The following is an 18,931-nucleotide window of genomic DNA, read 5'->3' on the forward strand; positions in this document are numbered from 1 at the left end:
GGACTCCCCTGAGCTACCAACCGTCTCCCTCAGTTCGACGTTCCAACTGTTCCGCAGACGCAGCCCGCGACGCCAAAAGGCCACCGATTCCCGGGATCAGCGCCAGCAGCCACACCCGCCGACGGCCGCCCATCACGAGAACTGCGGCGATCACCGTCGCCGTATAAGCCAGCCCATGCACCGGCCCGAGTACCCGCGAAATCTCGGGTTGATGCACGGTGAACACATTCCCCAGCATCAACACCAGCGTCACCAACTCTACCGTACCAACGATTTCCAAAACACGCCGCGGACTCACAATCCAACCCCCGTCGTCGAGCCAGGGCGGTAGATCATCAAAACGACCACTGCCGCCCAGAGCAGGTTGAAGATTCCGGTCTGCATTGCCAGTCGAGCAGCTAGCTGACGGTCGGCTCCGCGCGCGTCGACAATTCGTTTCTGACCGGGTAGGATTAAAGTAATCAGAATTGCCGCGGCCACCACCGTCAGGATCAGCGAGACGATCAGCCACGGGTCGCCCAGCACGCCGATGCTTGCGCCGGTCGCCAGGCCGAAGACCGGGACCAGCACGCCGATCGCGGCGTAGACCCGGGTGGTGCGGTGGAGGATCCGCAGCGCGGCGACCTTCTCGGCCCGGGCAGCGCTCGGGAACATGCTCGCGGCGACGGCGACCGGGCCGATCGCCAGGATGGCCGCCAGAACGTGGATCGACAGCAGGAAAGCATTCACGCGCTGACTCGCTCCCCGGTCACGCTGGTACGCGGCAGCCGTCCGGCTCGGGATTCGCCGGAAAGGGTGTCTCCGTCGACCGTGACCGCGTAATCCAGATTCAAGCGCATCGGCCGGGTGATGCGTTGCCGCCAGGTGTACTGATCGCCGGAGGCGGAAATATCGGCGAGGGGTGTCGTTTCGCCGCCGCCCACCGCGCTGCCAGTGAGGGTGCCGTCGGTTTCCGAGAAGGTATAAGTGGCTTCCATGGTGCCGATGGGAGTTTTCATCCGCAGCAGCCAGGTGCCGACAATGGTGTGCAAGGTATTTCCTTTCAGGCGTGAGCAGCCAGGGCTTTCCAGGTGATACCGCGCCGCTCGTATTCGAAAAGCTCCTCCACGGCATGCGCGGTTTGCGAACCGAAGTCCCGCTCCAGCACGTAGAGGGCTACGTCGAGGCCCGAGGTAACGCCACCGCCGCTGATGAGGTCGCCGTCGTCCACGACGCGGGCTCGGACGGCGTTCACGCCGGTCGCGCCGAGCAGGTCGATGCCGAGCACGTGCGTGGTCGCGGTCCGGCCCTCGATCAGGCCCGCCATCGCCAGGGCTAGCGAGCCCCCGCAGATGGTGACGACCGTGGTGTCGGCGTTGTCGAACGCGCGACGCATCAACGGCATCGCGGAGCCCGAGGCGAAGCGCGACAAAAGGACCGGGATGGTCTCGTCGCCGGAGTCCGGGTCGCCCTCGACCGGACCCGCCGCGCCCGGGACGAGGACGTAGCCGGGGGCGTCCGGGTCGAGTGCGGCGGTCGCGGTCAGGGTGAGGCCGGGGTTGCCGGATCGCACGACGCCGGGGCCGTCGGCACTCACGAGTTCCACGGCGAGCGAACCGCCGAGGAAGCCGCTTCCGGCCGTCAGCACCTCGAACGGCGCGACGACGTCGAGCGGGTCGAACCCGTCGAAGAGTACGAACTGGGCCCGCAGCATGGGTGGTTCCTTTCGCTGGACGCTTTCGTCCATCGAAAGCCATCCGCGATCGTCAGCACAATGGCGATATAGCCACCTTGAGCCTGTATCTGGCCACGGCGAGATGTCGTACCCTAAAACGATGTACACCGCAGCGGTGCTGGCGCTCCCGGATGCGATCGCCTTCGATCTGGCCACGCCCATCGAGACCTTCGGACGCGTGCGGCTCCCGGACGGCCGCCCGGGGTACCGGACGCTCGTCGCCGGTCCGGAGCGTTCCGTCCAAGCCGGGCCGCTGCGGTTGGCCATCGACGAGGGACTCGACGCGCTCCAGCGGGCCGACCTCGTCGTGGTGCCCGGGAGGAACAATCCGCTGGAGCCAACACCGCCGGATGTCCTCGAAGCGTTGCGGGCCGCCGCGGAACGCGGGACTCGAATCGCGTCGATCTGTGTCGGGGCATTCACGCTCGCCGAAGCGGGATTGCTCGACGGCCGGGACGCGACGACGCATTGGCTCGCCGCCGACGAATTCGCACGGAGGTACCCCGCCGTTCGCGTGAATCCAGACGTGCTTTACACCGACAACGGGAAAATCCTCACTTCCGCGGGCGCGGTGGCCGGAATTGATCTGTGCTTGCACATCGTCCGAAATGATTACGGAACCGCGGTCGCGGCCGATGCCGCCCGCCTCGCCGTCGCGCCATTGCACCGGCCCGGCGGGCAGGCGCAGTACATCGTCCGGAATCGTCCGCCCAGCCGGCCGACCACGCTGCACCAGGTGCTGCCGTGGATCGAGGAAAACGCGTACCGGGACCTCTCGCTCGCGGACATCGCCGCCGCGGCCGGGCTGAGCGTGCGTACGCTGACCAGGCGGTTCAAGGACGAAACCGGGCAAAGCCCCATGCAGTGGGTGGCCGGGGTGCGCATCCGGCAGGCGCAGGAACTGCTCGAAACCACCGACCACACCGTCGACCGGATCGCCGCGCAGACCGGATTTCCCACGACGAGCAACTTCCGCGCGCAATTCGGGCAGGTCGTCGGCGTCACGCCCGGCGCTTACCGGAAAGTGTTCCGGCCCGCCCGGCCGGACCCGGCCCATTAGCCCATCTTATCGAATGCGATGCCGGTCTTCTTGCCGGAAAACCTGAACCTTCTCTAGTTTTTGCCGACAGGACGGCTAATCCGAGGGGGGTGGCCAGGTGTCCGAGTCCCATTCCGCGCCACCGGCCATCGCCGGCGCCCGATCAGAACCGGAGGGCGGCGGACCGTGGCGCAGCGGCCTCCGTGCGCTGTGCGGCAGTCCCCGGGTCGTGGCGTCGGCGGTGATCCTCGCCCTGATCGTCGTGCTGTGCCTGCTCGCGCCGCTGTACGCCAGTCACGTCTCCGGCACCGATCCGTTCGTAGCCGACCCCGTCGGCACCACCGTGCTCGACGACGGCAGCGTGGTCCCGCTGCTGCAACCCGCGGCGCAAGGCGTGGGCGTGCTGCCGATCGGGCCGACCGGCCAGGCGCATTTCCTGCTCGGCGCGGACGGCGACGGCCGGGACGTCGCCGCGCGGATCCTGTACGGCGGCCGGAACACTCTCGTGATCGGGGTGCTCGCCGGACTCGTCGCCTGCGCTGGCGGCCTCGTGGTCGGGCTGATCGCGGGGTACGCGGGAGGCGTCGTCGACGGCGTGCTGTCCCGGATTCTCGACGTCGTGTGGGCGTTTCCGGTGCTGATGCTGGCGATCTCGATTTCCGCGATCAGTTTCGCGTCCGGGATCAGCCTCGGTTTCGTCCGGGTCAGTTCCGGCAGCCTCGCGCTGCCCGTCCTGATTATCGGCGTGGTGTACGTGCCTTATGTCGCCCGGCCGGTGCGCGGCGCGGTGCTCTCCGTGCGCGCCGCGGACTACGTCGGCGCGGCGACGTCCTACGGTGCCGGGCACGGCCGGATCATCCGCCGGGAAATCCTGCCGAACGTGCTGTCTCGCGTGCTCGTGCTGTTCCCGCTGATGACGGCGACCGCGATGCTGCTGGAGTCCGGGCTGTCCTTCCTCGGCATCGGCGTGCATCCGCCCGCCGCGAGCTGGGGCACGATCATCGAGGACGGCACACAGCTGCTGCGCAACCGGCCGCTGATGGCGATCGTGCCCGGCGCGCTGCTCGCGATCACCGTGTGCGTGCTGAACATTCTCGGCGACGCGATCCGGGACGCCTTCGACCCGAAGGCCGAGCTGCGGATGCGTGCCCGGTGATCGGCTACGTGGTGCGCCGGCTGTTCTCCGCGGCCGGGGTGCTGATCGCGGTGAGCGTCCTGGTGTTCCTGATCTTCTTCAAGACCCCGGGCGTCGACCCGGCGCGGCAGATCGCGGGCAAACAGGCGACCCCGCAGGTGATCGCGCAGATCCGGGCCGACTTCGGCTTGGACAAACCGCTGCCCGCGCAGTACTTCGAGATGATGAAACGCCTGGTCATCGACCGGGACCTGGTTTCCTACACCGATCGCGGCCCGGTGCTTTCCCGGGTGGCCAAGACGATCCCGGTGACCCTGTCGCTGGTCGGCGGGGCCGCGGTGATCTGGCTGCTGCTCGCGCTCGGGGCGGGCACGCTCGCCGCGGTCTTCCGCGGCCGGGCGCTGGACCCGCTGCTGATGGGCCTCGGCCTGCTCGGCATGTCGCTGCCGGTGTACTGGCTCGGCGGCGTAATCAACCTGCTCACCCAGGGCACCCTGCACCACAGCGTGTTCAGCTGGCTGCCGGAACTCGGCTACACGCCGATCAACGTCAACCCGCTGAAGTGGTTCGGGCAGCTGCTGTTCCCGTGGATCACGCTGGCGATCGGCACCGCCGGGCTCTACGCGCGCGTGCTGCGGTCCGATCTGATCGACGTCGACCGGTCCGATTTCGTGCTCACCGCGCGGGCGAAGGGGCTTTCCGAATCCCGGGTGCTGCTGCGGCACGTGCTGCGGAATTCGCTGATCCCGTTCGTCAGCCTGTTCGGCCTCGACCTCGGGGCCATGCTCGGCGGGGCCGCCGTGCTCACCGAGCAGGTGTTCGGCCTGCCCGGGGTCGGCAACCTGACCTTCCATTCGCTCAGCCGCTTCGACCTGCCGGTGCTGATGGCGGTCACGCTCTACGGCGCGTTCGCCGTCGTGCTCGTGAACCTCCTGGTCGACCTCGGGTACGCGGCGCTCGACCCGAGGATCCGAGTGCGATGACCACCCTGACCGCGGACGGCCTCACCGTCGAGTTCCGCACGCCGAACGGCCTGGTGCGGGTGGTGGACGACGTGTCGTTCGAGCTGTCGGCGGGCGAAACCCTCGGCGTGGTCGGCGAATCCGGCTCCGGCAAGTCGGTCACCATGCTCGCCTTGCTCGGGCTGATCCGCGACGGCAACGCGGTCGTCCGCGGCCGCGTGTGGTTCGACGGCCAGGACCTCCTCGCGTTGCCGCCGAAGCGGATGCGCGCGTACCGGGGCGACCGGCTCGCGATGATCTTCCAGGATCCGATGACCTCGCTGAACCCGGTGTACCGGGTGGGCTGGCAGATCGCCGAGCAGATCCGGCAGCACCGCCGGACGACCGCGCGGGCCGCCCGCCGCCGCGCGGTCGAATTGCTGGACCTGGTCGGCATTCCGAGCCCGGAGTCCCGCGCGCGGGACTATCCGCACCAGTTCTCCGGCGGTATGCGGCAGCGGGTGATGATCGCGATGGCGCTGTCCTGCGATCCCGACATCCTGATCGCCGACGAGCCGACGACCGCGCTGGACGTCTCGGTGCAGGCGCAGATCCTGCGCATCATCCGCGACCTGAGCGCCCGGACCGGCACCAGCGTCCTCCTGATCACGCACGATCTCGGCGTGCTGGCCGGAATCGCGTCGCGGATACAGGTGATGTACGCCGGGCGGATCGTCGAGCAGGCGCCGGCCGCGCGGTTGTTCGACCGGCCGCAGCATCCCTACACCGCCGGGCTGCTCGGCTCGATCCCCCGGCTGGACGCGCCCCGGCCCGCCCGGCTGCCCTCGATCGAAGGACTGCCGCCGCTGGCCGCCGACGTCGGGCCGGGCTGTGCGTTCGCGCCGCGCTGCCCTTCCGCCGAGGCGATGTGCGTCCAGGAACGGCCGGTTCTCTTGCCGTCGGCCGCGGACCACTTCGACGCCTGTCTGGTGCGGCACGCGCAGCTGCCGGACGGAAAGAGGACGGCCTGATGCCTGACCTGCTCAGCACCACCGACCTGGTCAAATGGTTCCCCGTCCGCCGTGGCCGGCTGCGCGCGGTCGACGGGGTCTCGCTGTCCGTGCGCCACGGCGAAACCCTCGGCCTCGTCGGCGAATCCGGCTGCGGCAAATCGACCCTCGGCCGCTGCCTCGTCCGCCTGTACCAGCCGGACAGCGGGTCAATCACCTTCGACGGCACCGACATCACCCGCACCGGCCGCCGCGGATTGCGCCCGGTCCGCCGCTCGGTACAGATGATCTTCCAGGACCCGTACGCGAGCCTGAACCCGCGCCGCCGGATCGGCGATTCGGTCGCCGAGCCGCTGCGCGTGCACCGGCGGCCCGCGACCCGCGCGGACATCGCCGAACTCCTTGTCCTGACCGGTCTTTCCGCCGAACTCGCCGACCGGTTCCCGCACGAGCTGTCCGGCGGGCAGCGGCAGCGCGCGGTGATCGCGCGGGCGCTCGCGTTGCGGCCGCGCGTCGTCGTCGCCGACGAACCGGTGTCCGCGCTGGACGTTTCGGTGCAAGCGCAGATCCTGAACCTGTTCGACGATCTCAAGGAACGCCTCGGTCTCACCTACGTGTTCATCGCGCACGACCTCGGCGTCGTCCGGCACACGTCCGACCGGGTCGCGGTGATGTATCTCGGCCGGATCGTCGAACAGGCGCCGACCCGGGAGATCTTCGCCGCGCCGCGCCATCCCTACACCGCGGCGCTGCTGGCGTCGGTGCCGATCCCGGATCCGGCGGCGGGCGCGGACTGGCGGGACACCACGCTGGCCGGCGACGTGCCGAGCCCGCTCGACCCGCCGAGCGGCTGCCGGTTCCACCCGCGCTGCCCGCGTGCCACCAGCGTCTGCCGCACGACCGAACCAGTGCTGGACCGTGAACACGCGGGCCACGACGTCGCCTGCCACCACCCGCTCGAGCCGGCGGTCCCGCTGGCCACCGCCCAGTCCCTTGCCGAACCGAAGGCCGCTCGCGATGACTAGCGCCGACACCGACCAGTCCGCCCGCCCGACGCTGCCGCAGCTCGCCGCGCTGATCGCGATCTCCGCGACCGGTTCGTTCGCCGGGGCGGCCACCGCGCTCGGCTGCACCCAGTCCGCGGTGAGCCAGCGCGTCGCGAGCCTCGAACGCGGGCTCGGCGTCCTGCTGGTGCACCGATCCCGCCAGCAGCGCCGGGTTTCGCTCACCGAGGCCGGCGACACCCTGGTCGCCGCCGCGGAACAGGTCGGCGGAATCCTCTCGGCCGCGGTCAGCCAGGTCGAGACGATTCGCAAGGGCCTCAACGCGACCGTCCGGATCGGACTGTTCACCAGCGCGAGCGAACGGGTCATCCCGCCGATGATGGCGCTGCTGCGGCGGCAGCCGGTCGACTACCGGATCGAACTGATGGAACTGGACCAGCAGACCGAGGTGTCCCGGCTGGTGCGCAACGGGGACATCGACCTCGCCTTCGTGAAGCTGCCGATCACCGACCCGGCCCTGCACACCGCCGAACTCCTCACCGACCCGTTCGTGCTGCTCCTGCCGCCGGACGCCGAGCCGGTCTCCCCGGCCGGATCGCCGCGCTGCCGTTGATCGGCCTGCGCGGCCAGCGGGGTCCGATGGAAGCCTGGGCCGCGTCCGCGGGCGCCGAGCTGAACTGGGTGCTGGAGATGGAAACCAACCACGCCGTCGAGGCGATGGTCGCCGCCGGCCTCGGCTACGGCACCGTGCCCCGGCTCACCCTCGGCGGCCGGATCCCTGGCGTACGAAGGGTTTCCCTCGCCGGCATCGTCCCGGCGCGGACCGTCGGCATCGCCTGGCGGCGCTATCACCCGAGGCTGGCGTTCATTCGCGGCGTCATCGAAGTCATCCAGCGGGTGTGCGCGCGGCCGGCGGAGATCCTGCCGCCGGTCGACGGCGAGGGGACCCGCCGGTGAACCGCAAAGCCGTGCTCGCGTCCTTGGTGCTGCTGGCCGCGACCGGCTGCGCGGTGGACGACACGCTGGACCTGACGTCGGTCGCCCCCGGCGACACCGGGCACCAGGGCGGGATCGAGGTTTTGCTGTCGTCGGGCAACGTCGGCACGGCGGATCCGATGGTCAACTTCTCGACGTCGTCCTGGACGCTTTTCACCGCGACCTACGACGGCCTGACCGCCTTCACCAAATCCGGGCCGAACACCGGGCAGCACGTCGCCCCGGATCTCGTCACCGAAATCCCGAAGCCGGCCGACGACGGTCTCAAGTGGACATTCACGCTGCGCTCCGGCATCCGGTTCAGCGACGGCCGCGAACTCCGGCCGAAAGACGTCAAGGCGTCCTTCGAGCGGATGTTCAAGGTGCACGGCCCGACGACCTCCTCGCAGTTCGACGTCCTCGCCGGCGCGAAGGAATGCCTGGACACGCCGGAAACCTGCGATCTGTCGAAGGGCATCGCGATCGACGAGGCGACCAACAAGATCACCTTCACCCTCACCGAACCGGACCCCGAACTGCCCCAGCAGCTCGGCCAGCCGCTGGCGTCCATCCTGCCCGCGGACACGCCGCCCGCCGACGTCGGTTCGGACGTGTCGAAACTCCGCTCGACCGGCCCGTACTACTGGGCGAGCTACGATCCGACCGACCGCGTCGTCCTGAAACGCAATCCCTATTTCCGCTCGTGGTCGCCGCTTGCCGCGCCGGAGGGATATCCGGACCGGATCGTGCAGAAATTCGGCCTCGAACCGACCGACCAGATCACCGCGGTGATCAACGGGCAGGCCGATCTCGCGGTCGACCAGCCACCGCCGGACCGGTTGCCCGAGATCAGCGTCGACCATCCGAACCAATTGCATCTCGACCAGCTCGGGCACGTCTGGTACTGGGCGCTGAACACCCGGATTCCGCCGTTCGACAATCTCAAGGCGAGACAGGCGGTGAATTACGCGTTCGACCGGAATTCGGCGGTGCTGCAGGCGGGCGGACCGGGACTCGCGACCACGACGTGCCAGGTGCTGGTGCCGAACATCCCCGGCTACCGGCAGTATTGCCCGTGGACGGTCAACCCGGGTCCGAACGGGTTCGGCCCGTGGCGCGGGCCTGATCTCGCGAAAGCGAAACGGCTCGTCGCGGAATCCGGCACCGCTGGCGCCGCGGTTTCGGTGGTGCCCGGAAACAACCGGATGCACATCGCGATGGGCGAATACCTGCAGACGTTGCTGACCGATCTCGGCTACCATGCGACGTTGAAACCGATGGACGAAGGATTGCAGTATCCGTTCGTCCAGAATTCCGGAAACCGCGTCGAAGCCGCCCTGACCGACTGGTCCCAGGATTACCCGGCGCCGAGCGATTTCCTGAAAGTGCTCACCTCGTGCACCGCGTTCGTGCCGAATTCGGACGCGAGCCCGAACGTCGGCGGCTTCTGCGATCCGGCCGTCGACGCCCGGATGGCCGAGGCCGCGCGGCTGGCCACCACCGATCCGGAGGCGGCGAACGCGGTGTGGGCCGAGGTGGACCGCGCGGTCACCGACCAGGCCCCGTGGGTGTCCATGTACGTGCCGAAATGGATCGACTTCACCTCGGCGCGGCTCGGCAATTACCGGTTCAGCGCCCAGTTCGGGTTCCTGCCCGGGGTCGCCTGGCTGCGCTGACCCTCCCCGGAAACCCTTGTCCCGCAAAGGAGTGGCATGCCCAACCCCGACGGTTCTTCGCGCTACGCACCGGACGCCGACGTGCTGCGCAGGCGTCTCCTCCTGCTGCTCGCCGCGCGCGGGCCCTCCGGCTACGAGGACGAACCGGTGCGCGCCTGGACCGACCTGGCCGGGGAATTCGCGGACGTGCGCGTCGATCCGCTCGGCAGCGGGCACGCGGTGGTGAACCCGGGCGGCACGCCGCGGATCACGCTGATCGGGCACATCGACGAGATCGGGCTGAGCGTCAGCCACATCGACGACGCCGGACGGCTGTGGGCGGTCAGCATCGGCTGCTGGGACGCGGCCATCCTCTACGGCCAGCACGTCGTGGTCCTCACCGAGAACGGCCGGGTGCCCGGCGTGATCGGAACCGCGCCGCCACATCTCAACACGCAGGATTCGTCGCCGAAAATGGCCGACCTGTGGATCGACATCGGCGCCACCAGCCGGGCCGACGCGGAATCGGCGATCACGGTCGGCGACCCGGTGGTGTTCGGCGCGCCGCCGGTCCGGCTGCGCAACGGCCGGATCGCCGCGCCCGCACTCGACAACCGCCTCGGCGCGCTGGCCGTGCTCGAAGCGGCTCGCGCAGCCGCCGCGGCCCCGGTCACCGCGGAGATCTCTGTGGTGGCGAGCGTGCGCGAGGAAACGAGCTACCACGGCGCGATGGGCGCGGTGTACGCGACGAAACCGGACTTCGCGCTCGCGGTGGACACCACGTTCGCCAGCGACATCCCCGAGGACGGCATCGAGCGCCGGACCGGCGACCACCGGCTCGGCTCGGGCCCGGCGATCGGCCGCGGCGCCGTCACCGACGAACGCATGGCGCGCAGCTTGCGCACACTGGCCAAAAAACACGGAATCCCTTACACGATCGAAGCGTACGGCGACGAAAGCGGCTCCGACGCCGACGCGATGGCCGCCGTCGCGGCCGGAATCCGGTGCGGCGTCCTCAACATCCCCCTCCGGCACATGCACAGCTCCGGCGAGGTGGCCGATCTCGCCGACCTGGCCAGCACGATCGACCTGGCCACCGCGTTCTGCCTCGCCGGAGGCACGACCTGAACGCGTTTCCGCATACCCAGCAAGGAGGTCAGTCCGTGATCGGCGCGGAACGACGGAACCGGCTCGGCCGGGTTTCCCTGGACGCCATCTGGTCCGACGGCGGCCGTCTCACCCTGCTGCAGCTGAGAGCGCTCTACGCGGTCGCCAACGAGGGTTCGTTCGCGGCCGCCGCGGTGGCGCTCGGCTGCAGCCAGCCCGCGGTGAGCCAGCGCATCGCCTCGATCGAACGGCGGCTCGGCGTGGTGCTGGTCCGCCGGATGTCCGGGCAGCGGCAGGTGCGGCTCACCGAGGCCGGAGCCGCGCTGGTCAACGCCGCCGAACAGGTGCAGGTCATCCTGCGCACCGCGACGAGGCACATCCAGGACATGCGGGACGGCCGCGAACCGACCGTCCGGATCGGCGTGTTCTCCAGCGTCGCCGTGCGGGTGATGCCGCTGGTGCTGGCCGCGATGCGCACCCAGCAGATCCCGTGCCGCATCAAACCCATCGAGGTCGACGACGACGTCCGTCTGCAGGAGCTGCTGCGGTTCGGCGAAATCGACATCGCGTTCGTGATCTTCCCCCTGCAGACCGGCGAGGCACACGGCCTGGAACTGTTCAGCGACCCGTTCATCCTGCTCGCGCCGGCGCAGTCCCCGCTGGCCTCGGTCCCCCGGATCCGCCCGGCGGACCTGCGCGGCCTCCCGATGGTGTGCCTGACCAGCGAAGAGATCGAGGTCGCCGCCGAACTCCGCCGCCAGGGCATCGAACCGAACTGGGTCTTCGGCACCGACAAGATCCATGTCGTCGAACCCCTGGTCGCGGCCGACGTCGGCTACTCGATCGTGCCGCAATTGGCCCTGGGCCAGCGCTATCCCGGCGTCACGCGGTTCTCCCTCAGCGAGATCGTCTCGCCCCGGGAGATCGGCATCGCCTGGCCACCGCACCACCCCCGGCTCGGCCTGCTGCTGCGGGTCGCCGACGTGATCCGCGGCGTGTGCGCGGACCCATCGGAGATCCTGCCGCCAATCGACGAGCCCGGCCGCGCACCGGTCAACCACCGCATGCTCCGGCTTCAGTGACTGACCGGCGCCACCCCACGTCCGGAAAGATCCACCACCCGCGAACACCGCTCCACCACCGCCACGTCGTGCGTCGCCACCACGACCGTCTTGCCCACCTCGTTCAGCTTCTGCAGCAGGTCCAGGACACGATCACGGTTCCGCGCGTCAAGCGAGCCCGTCGGTTCATCCGCCAGGATCAGGTCGCACGGTTTCAGCAGAAGCCGCGCCACGGCGACGCGTTGTTGTTCCCCGCCGGAGAGCGAGTGGATCTTCCGATGCTCCGCGCGGCGCAGCCCGACCTGAGCGAGCGCCTCCTTGATGCGATCCTGCTTCGGTGTCCCGCGCTTCGCGTAGGTGAGCGCGACCTCCAGATTCGCCTCGACCGTCTCGCTGTCGATGAGCGCGAAGTTCTGGAACAGATACCCCAACCGGTTGCGGCGCAGCAGGTTCGCGGCCCGCGTGCGTGGCCCGGGTGCTTGCTCGCCGAAGAGGCGGACCTCACCGGCGTCCGGTGCCTCCAGCAGGCCAAGCAGGTTCAGCACTGTCGACTTCCCCGCTCCGCTCGCGCCGGTCAGCGCGGTGAACTCGCCTGCCTCGATGCGGAGGTCGAAGCCGTCCAGCACCTCGTGGCCGCCGTACTGTTTCCGGACTCCCCGGAGTTCGCACGAGAATTCCATGGGTCACAGCTCCTTCAAGCGCTTGACCGTGTTCCGGCGTTCGACGAGGCGCGCGGTCACGACCACGAACAGCACCTCGATCGCCAGCGACAGCACTGACACAGCGGCAAGTTCCGGTATTCGGTCCCACGGGCTCGCCTCGGCACCCGGCGGGGACAAGGTGTTCATCGCCAGTACGGCCAAGGCGATCCCGGCCAGCACCGTCTGGCCCAGCCACGTCCCGCCGAGGGCGAACAGCAGTTCCCGGTACGAGCGGGTGAAGCCGATGCCGTGCAGTCGCCGCACGGTGAGCCTGCGGCGCAGCCGGTCGGAGCCGACGACCACGATCGCCGCGGTCAAGGCGACCAGGACGAACAGCGCCGCGCCGGCGAACGCGGTGACCTGGGCGATGCCGCCGCGTACCTCGTCGATCTGCGTGGCCATCGCCTGGTGCACGGTGACCAGATGCCGCAGGTTGTCGTCGAGCTTGAGTTCCTTCAGTTTCGGGCCGAGCGCGGCCAGCGTCGCCGCCGGATCGTCGCCGACGCGGACCTTCAAGCCGGTGTCCAGGCCGCCGGTGATCGCGTTGAGCCGGTCGACGGTCAGGCTGTTCGCCGGGGTCATGATCTCGATGATCGGATCGGTGATCAGGTTGCCGTGCCCGGGATTGATCTGCGGGTTGTAGCTGAACACGCCTTGCCCGGAAGCCGTCCAGACGATCCGGACCGGCTGGGTCGCGAACCGCGGCTGATGCCCGGTGATGCGCTGCTCCGCCTGCACCGCGCCGGTAATTCCCGGGCCGCCGGTGCGCGTTTCCTGGAGAAGTTCCCGGATCTGCGCTTCCCTCGGCTTGAACTGCTCCGGCACCGCGACAACCCACGCCGGATCGCTGGCGGCGACCGTGATCGGCTTCCGGGAGGCGTCGAGAATCGGGTACTGCTCAAGGTAATGCGTGTTCACCCGGATCGGCGGCACCGGCCATCGCCCGGTCGGGTCCGGCGGCGTGTCCGGCTCGTAGTTGGCGGCGTCGACGAAGAGCGCGCCGGCCTGGTCGAGCACCGGATAGAGGTCCCGGGCCTCGGCGACCGACGAGGCGTTGCCGCCGGTTTCCATTTCCTGCTGGTCGTTTCCGGTCAGGCGCGGGTAAAAGACCGCGTAGCCCCGCACTTTCTCCCACGGCGCCAGCAGCTCCTGCTGCTTGGCCAGTTCGGAAAACTGCTGCCAGACCACCACGGCCAGCACCGCGAGGATCGCCCCGCACACAGCTTTCACGACGGCGGGCGCCGCGATCGCCAGGCCGAAAGGGGAACTGTGTCGCGTCCGGTGATTCACTGCAAACTTCCTTTGACGAGGTCGGAAATGCGCACCCGGTTGACGACGAACAGCCCGATGCCCGCCGTCGCCGCGAATCCGGCGACCGTCACCGGTACCACAGCGGCGACCAGGGTGTTCAGGAAAGACGAATCCGCGCCGGGCACGGCGAGGACGACCGCGGCGCACGCGCCCAGCCCGGCGAGAACGGTGATGATCTGCGTTCTCCCCACCACCTCGTACCAGATCCGCGGTGCCGGGTGCCCGATCAGACGCAGCACGCCGATCCGTTTTCCCTCGCGCAGCAAGCGAAACACGATGACCACCGTGGCCGCGGCGGCCAGCAGATAGGCCAGAATGCGCAGCCCCGGCCCGGATTCCGGCTTGGTGGCACCGTGGTCCGCCGTCAGGTCGTCGACGGTCAACCCGGTGACGCCCGCTTCGACCAGCCGCTGGCAGACGAGCGTGAGAAAGCGTTCGGTGGCTGGCCCTTCGACCACATAACGGCCGGAAGTGGGCAAGGCATCGAAAGCCCGGCGCAACGGCGCGAAGGTGAGTTCGTACCGGTCAGCGAAAACCTCTGGTACGCCTATCCCGGAGTGAGCTGTCGACACCGTCGCCGAGCTGCCGCGCGACTCCGCCGGGCTGAGCCAGCGGCCCCGCGCGAGACTGAATTCGTCGAACAGCGCCGTCCGGTCGCCGCCTATTAAGACGTAGTGCGTAATGCGTTGGGCGTTCACCGTGGTACGCATAACGGTGGCACCAGTCGCCTCAGCGGCCTCAGCTAGAATGCGCAGCGTCAGCTCAGGATCGGCTGCCTGCGGACGGTCCGGCCAGGCAAACGGTGTCCCGACACGCTCAGCGGCCGTCTCGCTTCGCGTTTCCTGCTCCAGGACGGCATCCACGAGAACCACTGCCGGAATGGAGAGCAGGATTCCCGCGAAAAGCAGAGAGAGGATCAATCGCACGATGGCTCGCTCTCGTCGCTGATGCGTGCGCGCTGGTGCGCTGTCGTGGAAATGCGGTGGAGATGCGGTGCCGGGACTTCGTCGGCCCGGCACCGCATCGTCGCGTTCACGGCCAGGTTTTCAGGCCGCTATCACGCGTTCGGGTTGTAGTAGGTGTAGCAGGTGTGTGCCCACCCGGCCTTGGCCCGAGCGTTGGACCAGGAACCGGCGTTGGCGTACCGCTTGTCGTTCGCGCCTCCGATGGCCGCCGTCGAGCTGTGGTAGTTCCGCGGGTGGTTGTAATTCGAGTAGCAGCCCTTCCAGATCCCGTCGGCTCCGGAACCGTGGCACCACGTTCCGCCGCCGGCGCTGCCGCAGCCCGCCGGAACCGCCGCGTGCGCCGGTGCGGCATTCGCTGCCGAAACAATCCCCGCGGACATCACGGCCGCGAGCGAAGCGACCGAAGCCGCCCTGGCGATCTTCAGAGACACAGACCCCATTGTCATGATTTCCCCATTCTTTTTCCCTATTTTCCCCTGCACGGACTGCCCGGTACCCCAACGAAAAACATTCGGGTTCGCCCGGCACGGCAAATGCCGGACGCGAACAGCCGTGTCCTGCCCCCCGGCCACGGATGCCGACGGGACGCATGCGCCGGACCATTCCGGCGGACGGGCCCTGACCAGCGCGAACGTCAGCGCGCACAGGCGTCGCGAGCCCGTTGACCTGCGATGGAAGCTACTCCGTCACGGAGTGCGGCGAGCACGCGTTCTCGTGCGCGGCTCGAAGACAAGCGGTGAAAACACCTGGATCCCCCTAGCGCTTCGACTCCCCATCTGACGCTGGGAAAACACTACCGAACGTACCCGCACTGGGCCAAACGTCCCAGTGCGATGTCACCGAGATGGCGTAATACCCGCCGGATCGCCCGGCACGCGGAGCAAGCGGCACCGCCGAATGCAGCCGCGCGCATTCCGTCCGGAATTCCGCCGATATCCCCGGTCGTTTCGGGATTATCGCGGCTCGCGGACTGGTAGAATCGCCGGATAACCGCGGACAGGAAGGACGCGCGGTGCCACGCGCTGCTGAGCCGGAAACGCTCGCCGAGCCGTCCGGCGCCTACCGAAGCCGCTTCACTCGCGCCCTGGAGTCGCTGCTGGCGGAGAAGCGGTTCCAGAAGATCACGATCGGCGACCTCGTCGGCCGGGCCCACACGTCCCGGCGCGGCTTCTACGAGCATTTCGACTCCAAAGAGGCCTGTCTGCTCGCCCTGCTCGAGGAGGCGGCCGAGACCGGAGCGGCGCAGATGTCGGCCGCGATCGACCGCACCGCGCCCTGGCAGACGCAAATCCGCCAGCTCGTCACGGCGTGGATCGCCGTCGTCGACGCCCGGCCCGCCGTCACGCTCAGCCGCATCCGCGACCTGCCGCTCGTGGACACCCCGTCCGCCGAGAGCCTGAACCACGACGCCTACCTCACCGTCGTCCGCGCCATCTCGGCCGGCAGCGAATTCCTGGCATCCGGCGGCGCCCCGCTGACCCGGGTGCGCGCGCTGGTCTTGGTGGGAGGCTTGGAAAAACTCGCGGAGGACGCGATACAGAGCGGCCGGACGCTGAGCACGCACACCGAGGAAGCGGTCCGGACCACCCTGCTCCTCACCGCGTCGTGACCGGCACGCCGGCGCGCGACCGAGCAAGCAGCGTAACCACTGCCGCCACCCCGATCACCGCCGCCGTAACGAGTGCGGTCAACGGCCATCCAGCCCGTTCGGCCGCCGCCGCGCCGAAAGCGGTGCCCAGGCTTCCTCCGGCGAAATACACCACCATATAAGCACTATTGAACCGCGCCGGGGCATTCGGCTCGATCGCGAGAACCGTGCTCTGGTTCGCGACCTGTGCGGCGAAGAGGCCCGCGTCGAACAGCGCCAGGCACGCCAGTGTCGAAACCGTGCTCGGCAATGCGACAGCAAGCACCACGCTCGCCAGACCAGCCAAGCTCAGCCCGCAGAGAATGACCCGGCGAGCGCCCACCCGGTCGGTCCACGCTCCGGCGATTCGCGTAGCGAAAATCCCCAATATGCCAGCGAAAGCGTACAACCCGATGCGTTCGGCGGAATACTCGAAGGGCGGCTTGGACAAAGCCACCGCGAGCCCGGACCACACCGCGCAGAACGCGAAGAACCACAACGTGCCCCGAACCGCCGCAAGCCGCAGCACCGGGCATTGCCGATATAGCCCGGGAATCGAGCGCAAAGTCGCGAGGTAGCCACGATTGTTCGCCCCTGCCACCGAGGGAAGCATCACCAGCACCGCCACCGCGACGACCGCGCATCCGGCCGCGAAGACGCCCAGCATCGCCCGCCAGCCGATCAGGTCAGCCAGCCAGCCGCCGACGATCCGGCCAGCCAGAATCCCCGCCGAAATCCCAGCGGTCACCACCCCCAGCGCGGTGGCCCGCCGATCCGGGCTCGCCAGCCGGGCGGTCACCGAACTCAGCCCGGCCCCGACCGACGAGCACGCCCCGATCACCCCGAGCACCAGGCCCAGCAACCACACCTGCCCGACGACCGCGTTGAGCCCCAACGCGGCGGCGAGCGCGCCGAACTGCGCGGAGAGAACGTAGCGCGGCGGAAACTGGTCAACGAGCGGCACCAGCAGGGCGAGCCCGCACAAGTAACCGACCGGCCCGCAAGCGAGCGCGACCCCGACCGAGCCGAGCGACGCGCCGAGCGCACCGCCGACCTCAGCGATCGCGGGCTGCAACGGGTAAACGACCGCGGTACCGAGTGCGGCCGCGAGCGAGATGAACCCGACGATCGGGGCGCGTAGCCGCGAATAATCTGTATGCACGAGGCGAGCGTAGGAAGCGCGGGACCGGTTGCGCTGGCGAGAAAACGCCATCACCCGTGCTGGGGCTCTAAGCTGCGTGACCTACGCCCGCCGAAAGGTCCGTGAGGGGCACCGTGGGGGAATCAGCGTCTGTGAGGGTTCCCCTCACAGACGGCCAACCCCGCCACTGGGCTGAGCAAGGCAAAGGACACCGACCCGAAGTTGTGGGATGATCGAGTTCCATGACCACGCGACCCGTGCGGGAGATCGACGTCAGCCGCCTTCCCGAGGACGTCGTCGCGCTCCTCGACGCCGGCGAAAACCTGGTCCTCACCCGGGACGGCGCCCCGGTCGCGACGGTGTCCAGCGTCCGGCCCGACCCCGGACCGCCGCGTGCGGACTACGACGACGTGACCGTGGTCGCCACCGCGATGAAGCTGTCCGCTTCGGCGCGGATGTCGCTGTCGGCCGAACTCGGTCCGGACTACGTCGTGCTGGACCTGCATTCGGCCCCGGCCACCGCGGACGTGCTGCTCGTGCCGCCGGTCAGCCCGCAGCTGATCGGGGGCCTCCGGGCGAAGTTCCCGAAGGCCAGGGTCGTCCTCGCCGAGGTCGAGGACGCGGAGCTGGGGGTCAGCTACCACGGGCCGGTCCGGCGGCTGCTCGACGCCGGCGCGGAGACGTACCTGACCTCGGCGAACGTCCCGCATCTGGCGAGGCAGCTCGACCACACCGTCACCCAGCGGCAGCAGCTCGGCGGCGGGGCCGCCGCGCCGCTGGAGATCAGTCCCCCGTCGTGACCGGCTACAACCCGACGCCACCGGACACGTCGACTTTCGTGCCGGTGATCCAGCGTGCGTCGTCGGACACCAGGAAGGCGACCGCGTCCGCGATGTCGTCTACCTCGCCGATCCGGCCCAGCGCGGTCCGGCTGACGTTGGCCGCCACGTTCTCCGGTACCTCGAGCAGTTCGGCAGTCATGTCGGTGCGGGTGTAGCCCACCCCGACGGAATTCACCGTGATACCGCGGGGAGCGAGGTGCTTCGCCAGGGTCTGGCTGAACACGTCGAGCGCGCCCTTGGTCATCGGGTAGGCGATCCCGTTCGGCGCGGTGACCCGGGTGGCGACCGACGAGATCGCGATAATCCGCCCGCCGTCGCGCAGGCGCGGCAGGAGGCGCTGGGTCAGGAAGAACGGGGCTTTGACGTTGACCGCGAACATCTTGTCGAATTCCTCGGGCGTGAGGACCTCGATCGGCCGCCGCAGGAAGTAGCGACCGGCGTTGTGCACCAGGATGTCGATGGGGGTGTCCAGGGCGGCGACGAGGGTATCCACGTCACCGGGGACGCCCAGCTCAGCACCGACTGGGAAGGCTCGGCCGCCGGCTGCGGCAATCGCCGCGACCGTCTCCCGCGCCGCTGCCTCGTTGCTGCCGTAGTGCACGGCGACCAGGGCACCGTCCCGCGCCAGACGTTCGGCGATGGCTCGGCCGATGCCCCGGCTGGCACGGGTGACCAAAGCGACCTTGCCGCGCAGGTCCCCCAC

General features: G+C 69.1%; 20 protein-coding genes and 1 pseudogene. 11 read left to right on the forward strand and 10 right to left on the reverse strand.

Translation table 11 applies throughout. The annotated features are described in order from the left end of the window. Nucleotides 1-13: 13 nt before the first annotated feature. The 4 genes from RPX00_RS01305 to RPX00_RS01320 are packed head-to-tail and all read right to left on the reverse strand — an operon-like array spanning nt 14 to nt 1,693. The gene (locus tag RPX00_RS01305; protein WP_406636621.1) at nt 14-253 is read right to left on the reverse strand and encodes a hypothetical protein; all 240 of its coding nucleotides are present in this window, start codon (nt 251-253) and stop codon (nt 14-16) included. Between the two features lie 41 nt (nt 254-294). Then, nucleotides 295-729, reverse strand: coding sequence for a hypothetical protein (locus tag RPX00_RS01310; RefSeq protein ID WP_406636623.1), 435 nt, complete (start codon nt 727-729; stop codon nt 295-297). Next, entirely contained in the window at nt 726-1,031 is a 306-nt protein-coding gene (locus tag RPX00_RS01315) for a hypothetical protein (protein ID WP_406636625.1), read from the reverse strand. The genes RPX00_RS01310 and RPX00_RS01315 overlap by 4 nt, the downstream gene beginning before the upstream one ends. Nucleotides 1,032-1,042: 11 nt before the next feature. Next, complete coding sequence (locus tag RPX00_RS01320) at nt 1,043-1,693, reverse strand: DJ-1/PfpI family protein (RefSeq protein ID WP_406636627.1); 651 nt, start codon at nt 1,691-1,693, stop codon at nt 1,043-1,045. Nucleotides 1,694-1,814: 121 nt separating this feature from the next. Between RPX00_RS01320 and RPX00_RS01325 the strand changes: the two genes are divergently transcribed. From RPX00_RS01325 to RPX00_RS01365, 9 genes and pseudogenes are all read left to right on the forward strand, one after another. Then, on the forward strand, nt 1,815-2,774 hold the full coding sequence (locus RPX00_RS01325; RefSeq protein WP_406636628.1) for a GlxA family transcriptional regulator: 960 nt from the start codon (nt 1,815-1,817) through the stop codon (nt 2,772-2,774). A gap of 97 nt (nt 2,775-2,871) precedes the next feature. Beyond that, nucleotides 2,872-3,909, forward strand: coding sequence for an ABC transporter permease (locus RPX00_RS01330; RefSeq protein WP_406636630.1), 1,038 nt, complete (start codon nt 2,872-2,874; stop codon nt 3,907-3,909). Next, nucleotides 3,906-4,871, forward strand: a complete 966-nt coding sequence (locus tag RPX00_RS01335) for an ABC transporter permease (protein ID WP_406636632.1) — start codon at nt 3,906-3,908, stop codon at nt 4,869-4,871. The genes RPX00_RS01330 and RPX00_RS01335 overlap by 4 nt, the downstream gene beginning before the upstream one ends. Next, the gene (locus RPX00_RS01340) at nt 4,868-5,860 is read left to right on the forward strand and encodes an ABC transporter ATP-binding protein (protein ID WP_406636634.1); all 993 of its coding nucleotides are present in this window, start codon (nt 4,868-4,870) and stop codon (nt 5,858-5,860) included. Before RPX00_RS01335 ends, RPX00_RS01340 begins: the two co-directional genes overlap by 4 nt. Continuing rightward, nucleotides 5,860-6,864 carry an ABC transporter ATP-binding protein gene (locus tag RPX00_RS01345; RefSeq protein WP_406636636.1) on the forward strand — a complete coding sequence of 335 codons (1,005 nt, stop codon included), beginning with the start codon at nt 5,860-5,862 and terminating at the stop codon, nt 6,862-6,864. Before RPX00_RS01340 ends, RPX00_RS01345 begins: the two co-directional genes overlap by 1 nt. Continuing rightward, nucleotides 6,857-7,800: pseudogene (locus RPX00_RS01350) on the forward strand (LysR family transcriptional regulator). The gene RPX00_RS01345 and the pseudogene RPX00_RS01350 overlap by 8 nt, the downstream one beginning before the upstream one ends. Next, nucleotides 7,797-9,494 carry an ABC transporter substrate-binding protein gene (locus RPX00_RS01355; protein ID WP_406636638.1) on the forward strand — a complete coding sequence of 566 codons (1,698 nt, stop codon included), beginning with the start codon at nt 7,797-7,799 and terminating at the stop codon, nt 9,492-9,494. The pseudogene RPX00_RS01350 and the gene RPX00_RS01355 overlap by 4 nt, the downstream one beginning before the upstream one ends. 36 nt (nt 9,495-9,530) lie before the next feature. Next, nucleotides 9,531-10,601 (forward strand): hypothetical protein, encoded by a 1,071-nt coding sequence (locus RPX00_RS01360; RefSeq protein ID WP_406636640.1) that lies wholly within the window; start codon nt 9,531-9,533, stop codon nt 10,599-10,601. 35 nt (nt 10,602-10,636) lie between these two features. Continuing rightward, on the forward strand, nt 10,637-11,662 hold the full coding sequence (locus RPX00_RS01365; RefSeq protein ID WP_406636642.1) for a LysR family transcriptional regulator: 1,026 nt from the start codon (nt 10,637-10,639) through the stop codon (nt 11,660-11,662). Here the strand turns inward: RPX00_RS01365 and RPX00_RS01370 are convergent. The 4 genes from RPX00_RS01370 to RPX00_RS01385 form a co-directional block, all read right to left on the reverse strand. Continuing rightward, nucleotides 11,656-12,321 carry an ABC transporter ATP-binding protein gene (locus RPX00_RS01370; RefSeq protein ID WP_406636644.1) on the reverse strand — a complete coding sequence of 222 codons (666 nt, stop codon included), beginning with the start codon at nt 12,319-12,321 and terminating at the stop codon, nt 11,656-11,658. The two genes, RPX00_RS01365 and RPX00_RS01370, sit on opposite strands and share 7 nt — an antisense overlap. 3 nt (nt 12,322-12,324) lie before the next feature. After that, the gene (locus RPX00_RS01375) at nt 12,325-13,632 is read right to left on the reverse strand and encodes a hypothetical protein (protein ID WP_406636646.1); all 1,308 of its coding nucleotides are present in this window, start codon (nt 13,630-13,632) and stop codon (nt 12,325-12,327) included. Beyond that, nucleotides 13,629-14,363, reverse strand: a complete 735-nt coding sequence (locus tag RPX00_RS01380) for a hypothetical protein (RefSeq protein ID WP_406636648.1) — start codon at nt 14,361-14,363, stop codon at nt 13,629-13,631. The genes RPX00_RS01375 and RPX00_RS01380 overlap by 4 nt, the downstream gene beginning before the upstream one ends. 347 nt (nt 14,364-14,710) lie before the next feature. Then, nucleotides 14,711-15,049: a lactococcin 972 family bacteriocin gene (locus RPX00_RS01385; protein ID WP_406636650.1), complete on the reverse strand. Its 339-nt coding sequence runs from the start codon at nt 15,047-15,049 to the stop codon at nt 14,711-14,713. A 581-nt stretch (nt 15,050-15,630) separates the two neighbouring features. Here RPX00_RS01385 and RPX00_RS01390 point away from each other — a divergent pair. Then, nucleotides 15,631-16,227 (forward strand): TetR/AcrR family transcriptional regulator, encoded by a 597-nt coding sequence (locus tag RPX00_RS01390; RefSeq protein ID WP_406636652.1) that lies wholly within the window; start codon nt 15,631-15,633, stop codon nt 16,225-16,227. On the opposite strand, the gene RPX00_RS01395 is transcribed toward RPX00_RS01390, so the two are convergent. After that, a complete protein-coding gene (locus tag RPX00_RS01395) occupies nt 16,214-17,407 on the reverse strand; it encodes an MFS transporter (protein ID WP_406636654.1) in 1,194 nt (397 codons plus the stop codon). The two genes, RPX00_RS01390 and RPX00_RS01395, sit on opposite strands and share 14 nt — an antisense overlap. 221 nt (nt 17,408-17,628) lie before the next feature. Between RPX00_RS01395 and RPX00_RS01400 the strand changes: the two genes are divergently transcribed. Next, nucleotides 17,629-18,186, forward strand: coding sequence for a hypothetical protein (locus tag RPX00_RS01400; protein WP_406636656.1), 558 nt, complete (start codon nt 17,629-17,631; stop codon nt 18,184-18,186). Nucleotides 18,187-18,190: 4 nt separating this feature from the next. On the opposite strand, the gene RPX00_RS01405 is transcribed toward RPX00_RS01400, so the two are convergent. Next, nucleotides 18,191-18,931 carry an SDR family oxidoreductase gene (locus RPX00_RS01405; protein ID WP_406636658.1) on the reverse strand — a complete coding sequence of 247 codons (741 nt, stop codon included), beginning with the start codon at nt 18,929-18,931 and terminating at the stop codon, nt 18,191-18,193.

The organism is Amycolatopsis sp. WGS_07, from assembly GCF_045278895.1.
In the GTDB taxonomy this organism is placed as follows: domain Bacteria; phylum Actinomycetota; class Actinomycetes; order Mycobacteriales; family Pseudonocardiaceae; genus Amycolatopsis.